This is a genomic window from Rubneribacter sp. (assembly GCF_965361815.1).
In genome coordinates this window covers 1-15,676 of the sequence record NZ_CBDTNW010000106.1, presented here as the reverse complement: position 1 = coordinate 15,676, position 15,676 = coordinate 1, and the positions used below count along the sequence as shown (strand labels likewise).

Below are 15,676 nucleotides of genomic sequence, written 5' to 3'. Positions count from 1 at the left end.
TATGGATAGAAAGCTTGATGCGGAAAAAGTCAACACTTCTGCCCTAACGGGACTTTTAGGAAAACTACGAGGAAGAACCAAACCGTTACACGTGCTCATTGTCAACGGAATGGACCGCGCCGTGGTGTTCGTTTTGGTGAAAGTGTTTGGGGGACTCGCCTACGACCGCCGCTTTTTGAAAGGAAGGTATTTCGAGCGGTTCTGGTCCCCAGGTTGGCGGTGGGCGTTTAATGGGATGATGACGAAAGTGTTTACGGGGCATGGGCGTGGTATACCGTGGCCGATTTCGTCTCAGTGTGACTGTGGGCGAGATGTGGACTTTCATGTTGATGATCTCAATAACTTTCAAGGAAGTGTCTATTTTCAGGCGTTTAACGGGGGACGCATTCACCTTGGCCGGGGGGTGTGGATAGCACGAGGGTGCGCGCTCATAACGACAAACCACAAGATAGACAACCCCGATCTTCATGATGAGCCGCAAGATATAGTAATTGGCGATCACTGCTGGCTTGGGGCGAACGTGTTTGTTGCGCCTGGCGTGATTCTTGGTCCTCATACCGTGGTGGCGGCGAATGCGGCGGTGACCAAAAGCTTTCCTGGGGGTTGGTGCGTTATTGGAGGCGTCCCCGCAAAAAAGATCAAAGATATAGAGAGGTCTTGCGAGGAAGGGGACCACAATGAAAAAGATGGCAAAGATGCCCGATAGTGAGTGTCGTCCCGCCCGCGGCGCTACCCAGATAAGCGGAAAGCGGTGTTGGCCACTGCGCCTGTCGGTTGCGCTGAATGTAGTTATGGCGCTGGCTATCGCCGCATTTGGAGCATACAAGGTTGTGCCAAAGTTCATCGGGGGGGGGGTATGATTACGAGAGCAATCAGTTCTACGACCCGTACGTCAGCGTGTTTGAGGAGGCGGTTGCAAAGCAAAACGTGGACGTGTGTTTTGCGGGGGACAGTCTTACGGCGCGTGGGCTATGGAGCGAGTTTTTCCCTGATGTAGCGGTGTCCAACCGAGGTATCGGCTCTGATACGTCGGAAGGGCTTCTCAATAGACTTGATACGGTTGTAGAGGGTGCTCCCGATGTTGTGTTCATTATGATAGGCATCAACGATGTGGGGCATAAAGTGCCACAGCAAGAGACGGTTTCCAACGTGGCTGCGATATGCGACGGGCTTCACGCTCTGCTTCCCGATACGACTGTGGTGCTTCAAGCTGTCCTTCCCGCCCGCATTAACGGAACCCTTGCCGAGGATGCGGTACACTCCTTAAATGAGGGCTACCGCTTTGTCGCCGATGAGCGGGCATGGGTGGAGTTCGCTGATTTTCATGATGCGTTTCTAAACGCGGATAAGCTTAACACCTCTTTGTACTGTGAAGATGGCGTTCATCTCACCGGCGCCGGATACCGTACATGGATAGAGGCTGTTGCGGGATATGTGCCCTTAACCGACTGAAGAGGGCAAAGGTGCCCTTACGGCGGAAAGCTACATGATGTTCACTGTATTAGCGTTGTGTGCGATGGTTCATCCCTATCGGTAAAACCATCATTTGAAGATAGTGCAGTTGCATATGGTCAAAGATGGTGTAGATATCTGGAGAGCCTTTCGTGATCGGTGGCCGCAGGGCGTTCATAGACGCCAACGTCTTCGTTATAAACTGGACCACCGATGTCCTCCTCCCCCTCGCAGACTGGAAGCTCGTCTTCCCGTTCTAGTCGGGCAAGGTGATGGAAGAGGCGGAGGAGGCAATCCGCCGGGATGCTCGCAGGGGCAAGGCCGAGGGTTTCACGCGCACGAAGAGCGGTTGACCTCCGCCGCAACGTTTGCGCGCACGTCGAGAGGCCGCTCTCTCACGATACCGCGACATTGCTGTCATGGACGGCGCCTGCCAATGCATTGCCCGCGATGCTCTTCGCCGGGTGAAGTCCCCTCTGGCGCAAAGCCGCTCGATGTGGTTTCATAGGCGCGCAGGCCGCAACGGGCGGCCCCGACCTTCGCGAGGACCATGGACGCCAGCGCTCTCCAGCAGCTTTTCACGGACTCCCGGGTGCTCACCGTTCCGTGGAGCATCGACTACTTCTCCGTCATCGTCGGCGTGCTGACCGGCGCTCTGTTCGCGTGCGACCGCAAACTCGACATCATCGGCACGGTGGTGCTCGGTCTGCTCACCGGCTACGGCGGCGGCGTCATCCGCGACATGCTCCTGCAGGATCGCGGCGTGTACTTCACCTCGCATCCCGACCTCATCGTCATCTGCATCGTCATCTGCGCGTTCGTGTTCTACTTCCGCGGGCTGTTCCGGCACCTCGACGCCACGGTCTTTTTCGCCGACGCGCTGTCGGTGGGGCTGTTCGCCCTCGCCGGCGCCAGCAAGGCGTTCGCCTGCGACCAGGGGTTCGTCATATCGGTCATCCTCGGCGGCATCACGGCGGTGGGCGGCGGCGCGCTGCGCGACATCTGCGTGGGCGAGACGCCGGGCATCTTCAAGCAAAGCAACTTCTATGCGGTGGCGGGCCTGGGCGGCTCGCTTGCGTTCGTCACCCTGGCCTCCTTCGGCGCGCCGCTTCCCATTGCGGGCGTGGTGTGCGTGTTCGCGGTGGTGTCTTTGCGTTATTGGAGCGTCTACTACGATTGGAAGACGCGCAGCGAGGCCGACCTCACGCCCCATGTGGCGCGCGGGGTGGGCAAGGTCTGGCGCGTGGCGTCCGGCGTGTTTCTGCACGGCGGCCGAACCGGGCGGGCGAAGAGCACGCGCTCGCATCGCGGCCGCTGGCTTGGGAGGCGCCGGGACGAGTAGCGACCCAACACGCGAACGCGCAGGCAGCGCAGCCGCGCCTCGCTCGAACGCGGATTCGCGCCGCGAACCATGTTGCCGACATTCGAATTTCTCCGCGAAAGGCAAGGGGTGTTTGCGCTTTTCCCGGGGAAGCGTTGCGGGGCGGGTCGGGGCGCGCGGGGCGTGGTACACTTGCGAGCGGTTGAAACTCCCGAACCGGCGCACGTGGCTGCTCCGGCTCTTCCCGAAAGGCGCATCACATGGCTGACTTCATAGAGGGCAAGCGTCCCGTCATCGAGGCACTGCGCACCGGCGTGCCCATATCGAACGTGTTCATGGCCGACAACGTGCAGAAAGACCCTCTGATCAACGACGTTTTGCGCAAGGCGAAGCGCGCAGGCGTGCGGGTGGAGATGGTGCCGCGCCGCGTGCTGGACGAGCGCTCGGCCCGCGGAAGCCACCAGGGCGTCATAGCCAAGGCCGCGCCGTTTCCCTACGTGGGAGCCGGCGACATCATCGATGCGTCCCTTCGCTACGCCGAGGAGCATGACGGGCGCGCCCTCGTGGTGGTGCTCGACCATCTGACCGATGCGGGAAACCTGGGCGCCATTTCGCGCAGCGCCGAAGCGGTGGGGGCGTGCGGCCTGGTCATTCCCAACAAGCGCAGCGCCCGCGTGGAGGCGTCCACCTACAAAAGCTCGGCGGGCGCCATCGCGCACCTGCCCGTGGCTCAGGTGTCCAACCTGGTGCAGACCATCGAGCGCTTCAAGAAGGAGGGCTTCTGGGTGGCGGCGGCCACCGAGCACGCCGATCAGGAGGTTTGGGACGTGAACCTCAAGGGCAAGATCGCGCTCGTGGTGGGAAACGAAGGCGAGGGCGTCTCCCGCCTGGTGCTCGAGCACTGCGACCTGTTCATGCGGCTGCCGATGGAGGGCAAGGTGGAATCCCTCAATGTGGCGCAGGCCTCCACGGCCTGCATGTACGAGTGGCTCCGTCAGAACCGCTAGGCTGCGGGCAGAAGAGGGCGAAGGGCCAGCTGTGGGCCGTCAGCGCAAGAAGCTCCTCATCGTGGACGGATACAACGTCCTGCGCTCGGGCATCCGCTACCGCCGCATAGAGGACCCCGACTACACCGACGACGCCTTCAACGTCGCGCGCGAGCGCCTTATCAACGACGTGGTGAACTACGCCGGCAACGATTGGCGGGCCATCATCGTGTTCGACGGCGGCCGCAACGCGTTTTCCACGGGGGAGACGGAAACCGTGGGCGGCGTGCGCATCATGTTCAGCCCGGCGGGCCAATCCGCCGACAAGGTCATCGAGAAGCTGGCCCACGACGCGCGCGAGCGGCAAGTGGAAACGCTTGTGGTCACCAGCGACGCCACCATCCAAGACACCGTGTTCGGCAACGGCTGCGACCGCATGAGCGCCGACGGTTTCAGCCGCGAGGTGGGCATGTACTACGAGGATGCCCGCTTGGACGAGGCGCCGAAGACGGCGCGGAAGAACACCCTCGCCGAGCGGGTGAGCCCCGAGGTGCTGGCCAAGCTAAAGGCCCTCCGCGACGGTGAGCGCCCCCGCTAGCGATCCGGCGCCCGTTCGACGGCGGGTTGGCGTGGGGTCCTTCTGCGGCTTTTGTGAATCCCCGACAGAGGGGGCGGATGTGTCGGGATACGGGCAGTCGAGCTTGTCCGTGTCGGTTGTTTCCCTACACCGTGTTGATTATCATGCAGAGTGTAGGGTACCTGCGACACGGAACGGGGGAGCGCTCCCATGGAACGTCCGAGCCTCATCGACCGCGCCATAGAGGGCGTCATCGCGCACCGCAAAGCGGTCGTGGCGGCCTTTGGCGCCCTTGCCGTCGTGTGCGCGGCGCTCATCCCGTTCGTCGGCGTGAACTACAACATGGTGGACTACCTGCCCGACGAGGCTCAGTCCACCACCGCCGTGGACATCATGGGCGAAGAGTTCTCCCAGGCCGTTCCCAATGCCAACGTGCTCGTGCGCGACATGTCGGTGGCTCAGGCGCTCGCCTTCAAGGACAGGGTGGCCGCCATCGACGGCGTGGAGGGCGTCATGTGGCTCGACGACGTGGCGGACGTGACCGTGCCGCTCCAGATGATCGACGAGGCCACGGTGGAGACGTACTATCGCGACGGCGCGGCGCTTTTCCAGGTCACCGTGGCCGAAGGGGCTGAAGGGCAGGCGGTGGGCGCCCTGCGCGCGCTCGTGGACGAGGCGGGGCCGAACAACGCGGTGTCGGGCGACGCGTCGGACACGGCGCAGACCACGGCCAGCACGGGCGAAGAGGCCGGCAAGGCCGCGCTCATCTTGGTGCCCATCATCTTGCTTTTGCTCATCCTGTCCACGCGGTCGTGGATCGAGCCGGTGCTGTTCATCGGCGCCATCGGGGTGTCCATCCTTATCAACATGGGCACGAACATCGTGTTCGGCCAGGTGTCGTTCATCACGTTTTCCGTGAGCCCCATCCTGCAGCTGGCGGTGTCGCTTGACTACGCCATCTTCCTGCTGCATGCCTTCGCGGACGAGCGCGCGGTGCAGCCCACGCCCGAGCGCGCCATGGCGCGCGCCATGCGCCTGTCGCTTTCCACCATCGCCGCAAGCGCCGTCACCACGCTCTTCGGGTTCGCCGCGCTGTCGTTCATGCAGTTCCAGATAGGCGCCGACTTGGGCGTCAACCTGGTCAAGGGCATCGTGTTCAGCTTCGTCACCGTCATGGTGTTCTTGCCGGCGCTCACCCTTTTGCTGTACAAGCTCATCGACCGGACGGCCCACCGGGCGCTCCTCCCTTCGTTTCGCAACGTGGGCGCGGTGTTGGCGAAGGTGCGCGTGCCGGCGCTCGTGCTGGTGCTCGCGCTGGTGGTGCCGGCCTTTTTGGGGCAGTCCCACACGGCGTTCTCCTATCAGAACAGCCAGCCCGACCCAGGTTTGCGCGCCGGGGCCGACACCCTCATGATTCAGGAGGAGTTCGGTCAGCAAAATGCCATGGTGGTGCTGGTTCCGCGCGGCGACGTGGCCGCCGAGGCGGCGCTTTCGGCCGACCTGGAGAAGATCGACCACGTGACGAGCGTGATCTCCTATGCGAACACGGTGGGCGCCGCCATACCCCAGGGCTTTCTCGACCAGGCCGTCCTCGATCAGTTCTACTCGCCGAACTGGGCGCGCATCATCGCCTACACCGACACCGACGTGGAAAGCGACGAGGCGTTCGCCACGGTTGAGGCCGTCCAGCAGGCGGCGGGAAAGCGCTACGAGACGTTCTACACGGCCGGTCAGTCGGCGAACCTCTACGACATGAAGAACATCGTGGCGGTGGACAACGTGGTGGTGTCGGTGGTGGCCGTGATCGCCATCCTGATCGTGCTCGTGGTGACGTTCCGCTCCGCGGCACTGCCGCTCATTTTGCTTTTGACCATTGAGTCGGGCATCTGGATCAATCTGTCCATTCCGTATTTCACGGGAGATGCGGTGAACTTCATTGGCTATTTGGTCATCAACACGGTGCAGTTGGGGGCCACCATCGACTACGCCATTCTGCTGACCACGCACTACCTGCGCCATCGCAAGGAGCTGCCGCCGCGACAGGCGGTGTTTCGCGCTTTGGGCGGCACCTTCCCCTCGCTCATGGTGTCGGCCGGCATTTTGGCCACGGCGGGGTTCGCGTTGGCGTTCTCGTCCACGCTGTCGGCCGTGGCGAGTTTGGGGCTTTTGCTGGCGCGCGGCGCCATTTTGTCGTTTGCGCTGGTGACATGCTTTTTGCCGGCGCTGCTGGTGTTGCTTGACGGCGCAATCCGCCGCACGACGTGGCGCGCGGACTTCGCGCCGGCGCGCACCTCGGACCTTCCTGCGAACGAAGGAGGAGCATCGTGAGAAAACATTCCCTGGCTCGCGCGGGCCTTGCACCGCTTGTGGCTGCGGCGCTGGTTGGCGCCTGCGTGCCCGCGGCGCTTGCTGCCGCGCAGGATGGCGGGGCTGCGGCAGGCGACGCGTCGGCGTCCTCGGCGCCTGCGGTCGCGGCCGGGCAGGACGCCTCGACGGCGGTCTGGCAGAAGTCGGAAGTCGTCTACGCTTCCCTTGGGGCGGAAGGCGGCGTGCGGGACGTCTACGTGGTCAACCGCTTTGACGTGGAGGCGGCGGGAACCGTCGTCGATCACGGCGATTACGCCGCGGTGCAAAACCTGACGAGCGAGGCGGAGCTTTCGCGCGAGGGCGACGCCACGGTGTTCGAAGCCGAGGAGGGCACCCTGTACTACCAAGGCGACGCGGCGCGCGCGGAGCTTCCGTGGAACGTGGCGATCTCCTACCGGCTGGACGGCAAGGAGGTGCCGGCCGAGGAGCTGGCGGGCGCGTCCGGGAAGCTGGCTATCCATCTGACCACGTCGCGCAACGAGGCGGTGGCTGAATCGGCCTTCTACGACAGCTTCATGCTGCAGATCACGTTCACGCTTCCCGGCGGCGTGGCCTTCGACGTGCAGGGCGAGGGGGCGACCATCGCCAGCTTAGGCGAGGACACCACGGTGGCGTTCACGGCGCTGCCGGGCCACGACGGGGACTTCGAGCTGACGGCGCGGGTCGAGGGCTTCCACATGGACGGCGTGCAGATAGCGGCGCTGCCGTACTCGTCGGTTGTCGAAATGCCCGACACCTCCTCCATGGTTTCGGGCATGGACGACCTTTCGAGCGCCGTGAGCCGCCTGGCCGAGGGGACGTCGTCGCTTGCCTCGGGAGTCGATCAGCTGACGAAGGGCGCAAAGGACCTCGCTTCCGGATCGGCGGCGTTCGGCGAGGGGCTGGCGCAGGTGAGCGGCTCGTCGGGCGCGCTTGTGGACGCGTCGGCCTCCATCAAGTCGGCTCTTGACGGGGCGTCCTCGGCGCTGGCGGGGGCCGATCTGTCGCAGCTCGATCAGCTGGGGCAGCTGGGTTCTGCTCTTGGCGGGCTGGCGGATGGCATGGACGCGCTCGCGCAGGGCACCGCTGCGGCGCAGGAGGGTTATTCCCAGGCCGTGGGCGCGCTCGATGCCGCCATGGCGGGGGTGCCCGACGCCGCGGTGTCCGAGGAGGACCTGGCGAGCCTTTACGCCCTTGCGCAGGCGCAGGGCACCGCAGGCGACGCCGTCACGTTGAACCACCTGGTCGAAACCTACCGGGCGGCCCAGGCGGCGAAGGGCGCCTGGGCAGCGTGCAAGCAGGCGTTCGACGGCGCCGACGCCGCGCTTTCCGCTTCGTCATCGGCGCTCGTCCAGCAGGCCGACGCGCTGCGCCAGACGGCTTCGCAGGTGGATGCGGCGCTCGCGAGCGGACAGCTCTCGCAGATCGGGCAGCTGGTGGACGGCCTGTCGCAGCTCGCCGACTCTTACGGCCGGTTCCACGAGGGGCTGGTTCAATACGCCTCGGGCGTGTCGGCGCTGGCGTCGAGCTACGCGCAGCTGGAATCGGGCACCGCGTCGCTTTCGAGCGGAACCGGCCAGCTGGCGAGCGGGGCGGGGGAGTTGAGCGGCGGCATGGGCCAACTCAACGCCTCCACCGCCGCGCTGCCGGAAACCGTTCGCAAGCAGATCGCCGAGATGACGGCCGGCTACGAGTTTCCCGAGTTCGATCCGGTGTCTTTCGCATCCCCGGAAAACGAAGGCGTGGGCGCCGTGCAGTTCGTCATGGCCGCGGAGGGCATCGAGCTTCCCGAGGAGCCGCAGGCGGAGGAAGAGGAGCCGGAGCAGACCATCTGGGATCGCTTCCTCGCGCTGTTCTCGTAAGGGCGCTTCCGGTCGCCCTCAGGGGCGCAGCTCAACGCCGTGGCTGATCATGCGCATGAGCAGCTCTCCCATCTCCTCGGGCGACTGGGGCGTGCCCTTCTTCAGCCAGTGCGAGAGCATGCCAAGCGCCCCGTTCACGGCGAACAGGTACCGGTACTCCAGCGTCTCGGCCTCCGCTCCGTCCGGTTCTTGCGGCATCTGGAGGTCCGCCAGGTGCGCCAGCTCCATGATCTGCCGCTGGAAGCTCCCGTCGCTTCCTTCGAGCAGCATGAGGAACAGATCCGCGTGCTCCTGGGCGTATTCGAGTATCTTCACCACGGTGCGGGTGCTTGGCTCGCTGTCGGCGAGCAGGCGCGTCCGCAGGTCGTCGAGGGCCTCGGCCTCCACGTGGGCAAGCAGGTCGTGCTGGTTGCGGAAGTGGGCGTAGAAGGTGCTGCGGTTCACATCGGCCGCCTCGCACAGCGCCTTCACGGAGATCTTGTCGATGTGGCTTTCGCGCATGAGGTTTACGAGCGCGGCGGTGAGGGCGCGTTTGGTGTAGAGGACGCGTCGGTCGAGTTTGCCGGTCTGCATGGGGACCTCCTTCGTCGGTCGCACGCCGCCGTCGCGCGTTCGGCGCGGGGCGCGTCCATTATACGGCACGGGGCCGTCGCGTCCCGTGCGGAGGGTTCGCGCGGCCTTGCAATTGTCGCTATGTATTGGTACATTGCGACAATGAGGCAATGCAGGCGCCGTCTGCAGGGCCGGGGCTTCGGAGGACCCGGCGCTCGTGCGGCGGCGCACTCGAACGGGGGATGCGGGGTGCGCATGTTCAGCATGCTCGTGACGGGGTATCTGTTTCTTGGCGGCGTTGGGGGCGGCGCGCTTGTGGTGCTCTCTGCGCTCGAATGCGCGAACGTGCGCTCGCGCTGGCCGGGGCCGCCTGCCGAGCCGCTTCGGCTCGAGCGTGCGCTGCGCCTTCCCAACGAGTTCTTCGCGCGGGCCTGGCCCGTGTGCGCGGTGTCGCTTGCCGCCGGCATGCTGTGCCTGCTCGCTGATCTGGGCCGTCCGGACCGCGTGATCAACTTGCTGGTCACGCCCACGCCCTCCGCCGTGGCTGTGGGGGCCTACGCGCTCGCGGCGTCGCTTGCCTGCTCGTGCGCGTTCGCGTGGCTGGCGCTCTCAGACGGTCCGAACCCGCGCCGCGGCGCGGCGGCGGCCCTGGCCGCAACGGGTGTTGCGTCGGGCTTGGTCACCGTGACGTACGCGGGCGTGCTGCTGCAGAGCCTGGCTTCGGTGCTGTTTTGGAACACGCCGCTGCTGCCTGCGCTGTTCGCCCTGTCGGCGCTCTCGTGCGGGGCGGCGTGCGTGTTTCTGGCGGCGGGGTTCACAGAAGCGCGCTTTCCGGCGGGGCCGCCGGTTGCGCACGTGGCGCGCGCGGACGGGGTGCTTGTGGCGGTGGAGGCGCTGTGCCTGGCCGCGTACCTGGCGTGGGCGCTCGGCGGCGAAGGCACCGCGCCGGCTGCCGAGGCGCTGGTCGCCGGCGAGTTGGCGCCGCTGTTCTGGGGCGGCGTGGCGGCGTGCGGGCTTGCGGTTCCGTTCGTGCTGGAGCGGTTCTTGGTGCGCGATGGTCGTCGCTCTCAGATGCTCGGGACGGCTGCGTGCCTGCTTGCGGGCGGGTTCGCGCTGCGCTGCTGCATGGTGGGGGTTGCCGTGTACGATGTGACGCAGATGCCGGGCGCGCTGTTCGGCTTGGCGATGTGAGGAAAGGGCGGAAGCATGGGAGATGGAAGGCTCGACCGGACGGCAGGAGGCGTTGCGCGCGACTCGTTCGGCAAGGAGGCGGCGATGCGCTCTGACGCGTCGTACGTGCCGCGCAAGTCGTCGCGCAACGGGGCGCTCATCTTCGGCATCGCGGTGTTCGCGGTCGCCTGCGCCGCGGTGCTGGCGGTGGCGCAGCTTGCCTTCGGGCGCGTGGGCTTCGGCGCGGTGGCGGCCATGCTGCTGGTCGGGCTTGCGGCGGTGTCGTCCGTTCACATCGCGCTTTCCTGGGAGAAGGTGGTGGTGCTGCGGCTGGGAAAGGTGAACCGCGTGGTGGGTCCGGGTCCGTACTTCACCATCCCCGTCATCGAGCATGGCACCATCCGCGTGGACCAGCGCACCATCGCCACGCCGTTTTATGCGGAAAAGACGCTGACGGCCGACCTGGTGCCCGTCACCGTGGACGCCGTGCTGTTCTGGGTGGTGTGGGATGCCGAGAAGGCGTGCACCGAGGTGGAGGACTACTACGCCGCCGTTTCGTTTCTGGCGCAGACCGCCCTGCGCGAGGCGGTGGGCCGCTCGACGGTGGCCGAGGTGGCGCTGCGCCGCGATCAGCTGGACATGGAGATAGAGCGGGACATCGAGAAGGAGGCGGCCGGCTGGGGCGTGGACATCATATCGGTGAAGGTGCGCGACATCGTCATCCCCGACGATTTGCAGGAGGCCATGTCGCTTGAGGCGCAGGCCGACCGCGAGCGCAACGCGCGCATGACCGTGGCGGGCGCGGAGGCGGAGCTGGCGGAGATGCTGGCCGAGGCGGCGCGCGTTTACGGCGATCCGGACGCGGCGCTCAAGCTGCGCACGATGCTCATGCAGTACGACACGGTGCGGAAGTCCGGAGGGGCCGTGGTCACGGTGCCCTCGTCGTTCTCCGACGGGTTCGCGGACGCGGGCGAACGGTCGGGTTCGCCGTCAGCGGCGGCTTCTTCGAAGGGCATTGGGCGTTGATCTGCTATCATAAGGCGGAGAGCAATCCGATGAGGGACACGCCTATGAATCCGCTTGCGACATTCGAGATAGACCATGGCAGCGGCCTGCCCGTATGGGTGCAGGTGAAGAACCGCATTGCGTACCTGATAGGATCGGGCGGGTTCGAGGTGGGCGCCCAGCTGCCCACGGTGAGGTCGCTGGCCGTCGATCTGGACATCAGCTACAACACCGTGAGCCGCGCCTACATGGACTTGGAGCGCGAGGGTTACATCTCCACGCACAAGGGCAGGGGCACGTTCGTGGCCGATCGGCACGAGCTGGGCGCGGCCAACGCGTCGGACAGCTCGCTTGAGCTGGCGGTGGACGAGATGATACGGGCATGCATGGCCGCTGGCTTGAACGACGACGACGTGGTGGCTTTGGTGGAGGCGCGTTTGAACCATCGCAAGATGGCGAAGTAGAGGCGAAGGACGAGGCTGGCGGGCTGCGCGCCCGTCGCGAAGAAAGGGGACGGACATGGCGGAACCGACGCAAGGCGCAACTGCGGAGGCGAACGCGGGCGCCGAGGCGTGGCAGGCGAGGGCGGCGGCGTGCGAGCTTTTGGCCCTGAGTCTGCGTTACCCGGGCGAGGAGTTGGTGGGCATCGTGTCCTCGGGCGAGTGGGCCGATGCCGCGCGCGAGATAGCGGGGGCGCTGGGGCTTGCGTTGCCGAAGGGCTGGGCCGACGACGTGCGCGACGTTGAGCTGCATGCGCTGCGCGCCGAGGCGACGCGCCTGTTCGTGGGCGCTCCCCAGGCCGCATGCAGTCCGTACGAGGGCATGTGGCGCGCCCAGGACGACGGCGTGCAGCCGCTCATGTTCGTGAACCCGCACACGATGGCCGTCGAGCGCTTCTGCAAGGCGTGCGGCCTTGGGCAGGCGAAGGGCGGCGCCAACGACCCGCTCGACCACATTGCCACGGAGTTCGAGCTTCTGCAGTACCTTGCCTCCATCGAGGCCGGCATCGCGCAGCCCTACGAGCAGGGGCCGGATGCCGAGGCGTTCCCCGGCGGCGGCGCGGGCGCGGCCTACGACGAGTTCGTGGCCGATCACCTGCGCACCTTCGCCCCGCGTTTCGCCGAGAAGCTTGAGGCCGAGGCGCGCGTTTCCTACTACCGCGCCGTCGCGCAGCTGCTTGCGGCGTACGTGCGGTAAGGCGCGCCCGCCGAAGCGCACGGCGCCCCCCGAGTGTGGGACGCCGCGCGCTTTTTTTGGAGATGCGCTCTGCTTGTGATCCGCGGACTGCGGCAGGGGCGCACCTGACGCAGGCGCTATAATGCGGTTGCATCATTGTCGCACTATGTTGCGACAATGATGGACGCCGAGCAGGCCGCCGAAAGGCGGGCGGCAGACAGGTTGCACGATGCAATCCGATGGGGGACGGTGGCGATATGAACGATGCTCAACAGACGCAGATTCCTCGTTGCGGGAAGGATCGCAATCCGGCGCTTCGCAGGGCGTTGGAGCTGTATCAGGGCATAGAGGCCGACCACATGCGGGTTCTGGAAAGCTCCGGCGTGTCGTTCGCCCCGTATGACGAGGAGCGCCGAGAGGCTCGCCTGCTTATGGCGCAGCTTGAAAAGAAGGGCGCGCGCATTCGCAACGGCGGGGCGAGCGTTGCGCGGGGCCATTTGAGCCGTGGTTGCCTTGCGTGCACGGGTTCGTGCGTGAGCCGCACCTACGCCCTTTCGAACAACTGCCACCGGGACTGCTTTTTCTGCTTCAACCCCAACCAAAAAGGATTCGCCTACTATTGCGACAACCCGTTTCCCTGGCGCGAACAACTCGACGAGCTGGCGCAAGGCGATCGGCCTCCGGCGTGCGTGGCGCTTTCCGGCGGGGAGCCTTTGCTGTATCCGGACGAGGCGTGCGCGTTCTTCGCGCGGGCGCGCGAGCTGTTCCCCGCATGCCATCTGCGCATGTACACGTCGGGGGACCTGCTCGACCGTGAGTTGCTGGCCCGCCTGCGCGATGCGGGGCTGGACGAGATCCGGTTCTCGGTCAAGCAGGACGATCCGGACGACATGCAGGAGCGGGTGCTTGCCAACATGGAGGCTGCGCTTGGGTTCATCCCGACCGTCATGGTGGAAATGCCGCCCATTCCCGGCACGGAAGACCAGATGAAAGAGCTTTTGGTCCGCCTCGACCACATGGGGGTGCACGGGATCAACCTGCTGGAGTTCGCGTACGCCATGTGGAACTGGCCGGTGTTCGAGTCGTTGGGCCTCACGCTCAGAAACCCTCCGTGCCACGTGCTTTACGACTACGAGTACGCGGGCGCGTTGGCGGTGCAGGGAAGCGAGGAGCTGTGCCTGCGCCTCATGCTGTGGGCATGCGATCAGGGTCTTGAGCTGGGGATGCACTATTGTTCGCTCGAAAACAAGCATCGCGCCCAAATCCGGACCATCAACGGGCGGCACGCTTCAATCGATCGCCGTTACGCTTTCGATTACGGGGACTTCTTCATGAAGGCCGGCGTGGTGTTCGGGCCGGATCGGACTGCGGTGCGCGATGCCCTCAAAGCGCAGGGATGCGCTGATTTCCTGGAAGACGAGGAAGCCGATTCGACGTCGTTTCATCCGAAGTGGCTGGAGGCGGCGTCGCGGGTCCGTGCCGGCGATGGCGTTTGCGTCCAGCCGTGCGTCTCGTCCAATGTCGTGGTGGAGCGAGAGGGCGGGCTTGCGTTGCGGGAGCTCAAGCTCGAGTTGCTGTCGAAGGCCCCCGCAGTGCAGCTTGACGACGCCACGGCCCGCGCCGACCGGGCGGCGGGCGATGTTCTGTGATGTGGCGACGGAGGCTTCCGCACGTTTTACGCAAATAAAGGTCCATTCCATCATCTTATGCACGACTAGCACGTGAAACACACTCCCATTTTGCACGACTAGCACGTGAAACGGGGAGCCTGCTTTGGTTCTATCTCCTGTCACTGTTTTTCGAGAAAGGTTGTGCAATAGATAGGGGCATAGGTGATCTTGCCGCTCTGCTCTATATTAGACTCGCACAGAACGAGTGCTTCATCTATGCCGTAGTTTTCTGTGGTGAGTACGTTTGAGAGCGCGCTGTGGCGTTTATACGTTTTTCCGGATTTCACCTCTATTGGAACAACTCTATTCATGTCTGTCTCAATGAGGAAATCTATCTCTCCTTTTGCAGATGACTTGTAATAAAAAAGAGGGAACCCGCGACATTTGAGCTCTTGGGCAACGTAGTTCTCGTAGAGTGCTCCATACAGCACATCGCGCCGGCCTTCCATTATGCTTCGAGAGACCTCTAGTCCGCATAGGTAGGTCAACAACCCTACGTCAGAAAGAAAAAGTTTGAAAAGCGTTGAGTTCTGGGAGAGGAGAAGAGGGGGTCTTGGTTCGCGCACATTGTAGGTGGGCAGAGCCACGCCGGCATCCGAGAGCCAGAGAAAGTCGTTTTCATACCGGTCGAAATGTGCGTCTCCTGATACATTTGATATGGTGAATCGTTTGTTTTGTTCGGAAAGCTCTGCTGGAATAAGGTCAAAAATTCGTTTTACCGTTCGTGCCTTCTTGCCGGCATACTTCGATATGTCTCCCCGGTACGTATCAATAATACCTTTTTGAATGGAGCGAACTTCCTGCATGCTCTGACTATTGAAAAATGTCTGGACTGCGGCAGGCATACCTCCAACAAGAAGGTAGTCATGGAATACATCAAGAAGCTTTTTGTGAATATAGTCGTCTAAAGGTTTGCGCGCAGTAAAAGCATCCCTCGCTGCATGGAGGGCGGTTTGCGGTAGACCTTTTGCCCAACAATACTCCTCGAAATCGAGGGGGTACATAGTGAAAGAATCAAGGTACCCCACAGGGATGGACCGCGCGTTGCTCATTTCGGTGCCAAGAAGCGACCCTGATAGAATCCAATCAAACTCGGGGTGCTTTTGCACGAGGAACTTGATGGCGGTAACTACCTCAATACATTCTTGGATTTCATCGAGGAAAATTAAGGTATCTCCGGGAACGAACTCTCCTCGTGCGTACAAGGTTATGCGGGCAAATATGTCATCAGAATTTGTGGCTTCACGTAGTGCGCGCGCCGCGCCTTCATCGTCAATAAAGTTAATTTCAGCAAAATGGCCGTAGTTTTGTTCTGCGAAGCGGTGTATCAAAAAAGTTTTCCCAACTTGACGGGCGCCATCAACGAGCAAAGCTCGAGTTGAGGCATGTTCTTTCCACCACAGCAGCTTCTCTGTGGCTTTTCGTTTTAACCACGTACTCTGGGAAAGTTAGGTATGTTGGAGCAGGAAGTCGACCGTCAAGGGCGTGTTGAGCGCCGAGAAGAGCCGCTCCTGCTTCGACCTGAGGTTGCAGCACACCCACCTGCCCCCGACCTTGTT

14 protein-coding genes are annotated in these 15,676 nt (G+C 63.8%); 12 read left to right on the top strand and 2 right to left on the bottom strand.

Annotated features, from left to right (window positions below):
* Position 1 precedes the first annotated feature (1 nt).
* From ACWKY3_RS07860 to ACWKY3_RS07830, 7 genes are all read left to right on the top strand, one after another.
* A complete protein-coding gene (locus tag ACWKY3_RS07860) occupies positions 2-706 on the top strand; it encodes an acyltransferase (protein ID WP_449315864.1) in 705 nt (234 codons plus the stop codon).
* 191 nt (positions 707-897) lie between these two features.
* Complete coding sequence (locus ACWKY3_RS07855; protein ID WP_449315863.1) at positions 898-1,452, top strand: GDSL-type esterase/lipase family protein; 555 nt, start codon at positions 898-900, stop codon at positions 1,450-1,452.
* 550 nt (positions 1,453-2,002) lie between these two features.
* Positions 2,003-2,794, top strand: a complete 792-nt coding sequence (locus tag ACWKY3_RS07850; RefSeq protein ID WP_449315862.1) for a trimeric intracellular cation channel family protein — start codon at positions 2,003-2,005, stop codon at positions 2,792-2,794.
* Between the two features lie 239 nt (positions 2,795-3,033).
* The gene (rlmB, locus tag ACWKY3_RS07845; protein WP_449315861.1) at positions 3,034-3,780 is read left to right on the top strand and encodes a 23S rRNA (guanosine(2251)-2'-O)-methyltransferase RlmB; all 747 of its coding nucleotides are present in this window, start codon (positions 3,034-3,036) and stop codon (positions 3,778-3,780) included.
* A gap of 31 nt (positions 3,781-3,811) precedes the next feature.
* Positions 3,812-4,357: an NYN domain-containing protein gene (locus tag ACWKY3_RS07840; RefSeq protein ID WP_449315860.1), complete on the top strand. Its 546-nt coding sequence runs from the start codon at positions 3,812-3,814 to the stop codon at positions 4,355-4,357.
* Between the two features lie 189 nt (positions 4,358-4,546).
* Positions 4,547-6,664 carry an efflux RND transporter permease subunit gene (locus ACWKY3_RS07835; RefSeq protein WP_449315859.1) on the top strand — a complete coding sequence of 706 codons (2,118 nt, stop codon included), beginning with the start codon at positions 4,547-4,549 and terminating at the stop codon, positions 6,662-6,664.
* Complete coding sequence (locus ACWKY3_RS07830; RefSeq protein WP_449315858.1) at positions 6,661-8,544, top strand: hypothetical protein; 1,884 nt, start codon at positions 6,661-6,663, stop codon at positions 8,542-8,544. Before ACWKY3_RS07835 ends, ACWKY3_RS07830 begins: the two co-directional genes overlap by 4 nt.
* Positions 8,545-8,562: 18 nt before the next feature.
* Here the strand turns inward: ACWKY3_RS07830 and ACWKY3_RS07825 are convergent, their stop codons facing one another.
* Positions 8,563-9,117, bottom strand: a complete 555-nt coding sequence (locus ACWKY3_RS07825) for a TetR/AcrR family transcriptional regulator (RefSeq protein ID WP_449315857.1) — start codon at positions 9,115-9,117, stop codon at positions 8,563-8,565.
* A 234-nt stretch (positions 9,118-9,351) separates the two neighbouring features.
* Here ACWKY3_RS07825 and nrfD point away from each other — a divergent pair, with 234 nt between their 5' ends.
* The 5 genes from nrfD to ACWKY3_RS07800 all read left to right on the top strand — a co-directional run bounded on the left by nrfD (position 9,352) and on the right by ACWKY3_RS07800 (position 14,096).
* Complete coding sequence (gene nrfD, locus ACWKY3_RS07820; RefSeq protein ID WP_449315856.1) at positions 9,352-10,287, top strand: NrfD/PsrC family molybdoenzyme membrane anchor subunit; 936 nt, start codon at positions 9,352-9,354, stop codon at positions 10,285-10,287.
* A gap of 84 nt (positions 10,288-10,371) precedes the next feature.
* Positions 10,372-11,292, top strand: coding sequence for a slipin family protein (locus tag ACWKY3_RS07815; RefSeq protein ID WP_449315875.1), 921 nt, complete (start codon positions 10,372-10,374; stop codon positions 11,290-11,292).
* A 44-nt stretch (positions 11,293-11,336) separates the two neighbouring features.
* Positions 11,337-11,735 carry a GntR family transcriptional regulator gene (locus ACWKY3_RS07810; RefSeq protein WP_449315855.1) on the top strand — a complete coding sequence of 133 codons (399 nt, stop codon included), beginning with the start codon at positions 11,337-11,339 and terminating at the stop codon, positions 11,733-11,735.
* 55 nt (positions 11,736-11,790) lie between these two features.
* Positions 11,791-12,468, top strand: a complete 678-nt coding sequence (locus tag ACWKY3_RS07805; protein WP_449315854.1) for a TorD/DmsD family molecular chaperone — start codon at positions 11,791-11,793, stop codon at positions 12,466-12,468.
* A gap of 236 nt (positions 12,469-12,704) precedes the next feature.
* On the top strand, positions 12,705-14,096 hold the full coding sequence (locus ACWKY3_RS07800; protein ID WP_449315853.1) for a radical SAM protein: 1,392 nt from the start codon (positions 12,705-12,707) through the stop codon (positions 14,094-14,096).
* A gap of 140 nt (positions 14,097-14,236) precedes the next feature.
* On the opposite strand, the gene ACWKY3_RS07795 is transcribed toward ACWKY3_RS07800, so the two are convergent.
* Entirely contained in the window at positions 14,237-15,487 is a 1,251-nt protein-coding gene (locus tag ACWKY3_RS07795; RefSeq protein WP_449315852.1) for an ATP-binding protein, read from the bottom strand.
* Positions 15,488-15,676: the final 189 nt, after the last annotated feature.

Bases quoted from the DNA above. Each gene is read 5' to 3' on its own strand.
- ACWKY3_RS07860 (WP_449315864.1), top strand. From the start codon at position 2: ATGGATAGAAAGCTTGATGCGGAAAAAGTCAACACTTCTGCCCTAACG.
- ACWKY3_RS07850 (WP_449315862.1), top strand. From the start codon at position 2,003: ATGGACGCCAGCGCTCTCCAGCAGCTTTTCACGGACTCCCGGGTGCTC.
- rlmB (WP_449315861.1), top strand. From the start codon at position 3,034: ATGGCTGACTTCATAGAGGGCAAGCGTCCCGTCATCGAGGCACTGCGC.
- ACWKY3_RS07835 (WP_449315859.1), top strand. From the start codon at position 4,547: ATGGAACGTCCGAGCCTCATCGACCGCGCCATAGAGGGCGTCATCGCG.
- ACWKY3_RS07825 (WP_449315857.1), bottom strand. From the start codon at position 9,117: ATGCAGACCGGCAAACTCGACCGACGCGTCCTCTACACCAAACGCGCC.
- nrfD (WP_449315856.1), top strand. From the start codon at position 9,352: ATGTTCAGCATGCTCGTGACGGGGTATCTGTTTCTTGGCGGCGTTGGG.
- ACWKY3_RS07815 (WP_449315875.1), top strand. From the start codon at position 10,372: ATGCGCTCTGACGCGTCGTACGTGCCGCGCAAGTCGTCGCGCAACGGG.
- ACWKY3_RS07810 (WP_449315855.1), top strand. From the start codon at position 11,337: ATGAATCCGCTTGCGACATTCGAGATAGACCATGGCAGCGGCCTGCCC.
- ACWKY3_RS07805 (WP_449315854.1), top strand. From the start codon at position 11,791: ATGGCGGAACCGACGCAAGGCGCAACTGCGGAGGCGAACGCGGGCGCC.
- ACWKY3_RS07800 (WP_449315853.1), top strand. From the start codon at position 12,705: ATGAACGATGCTCAACAGACGCAGATTCCTCGTTGCGGGAAGGATCGC.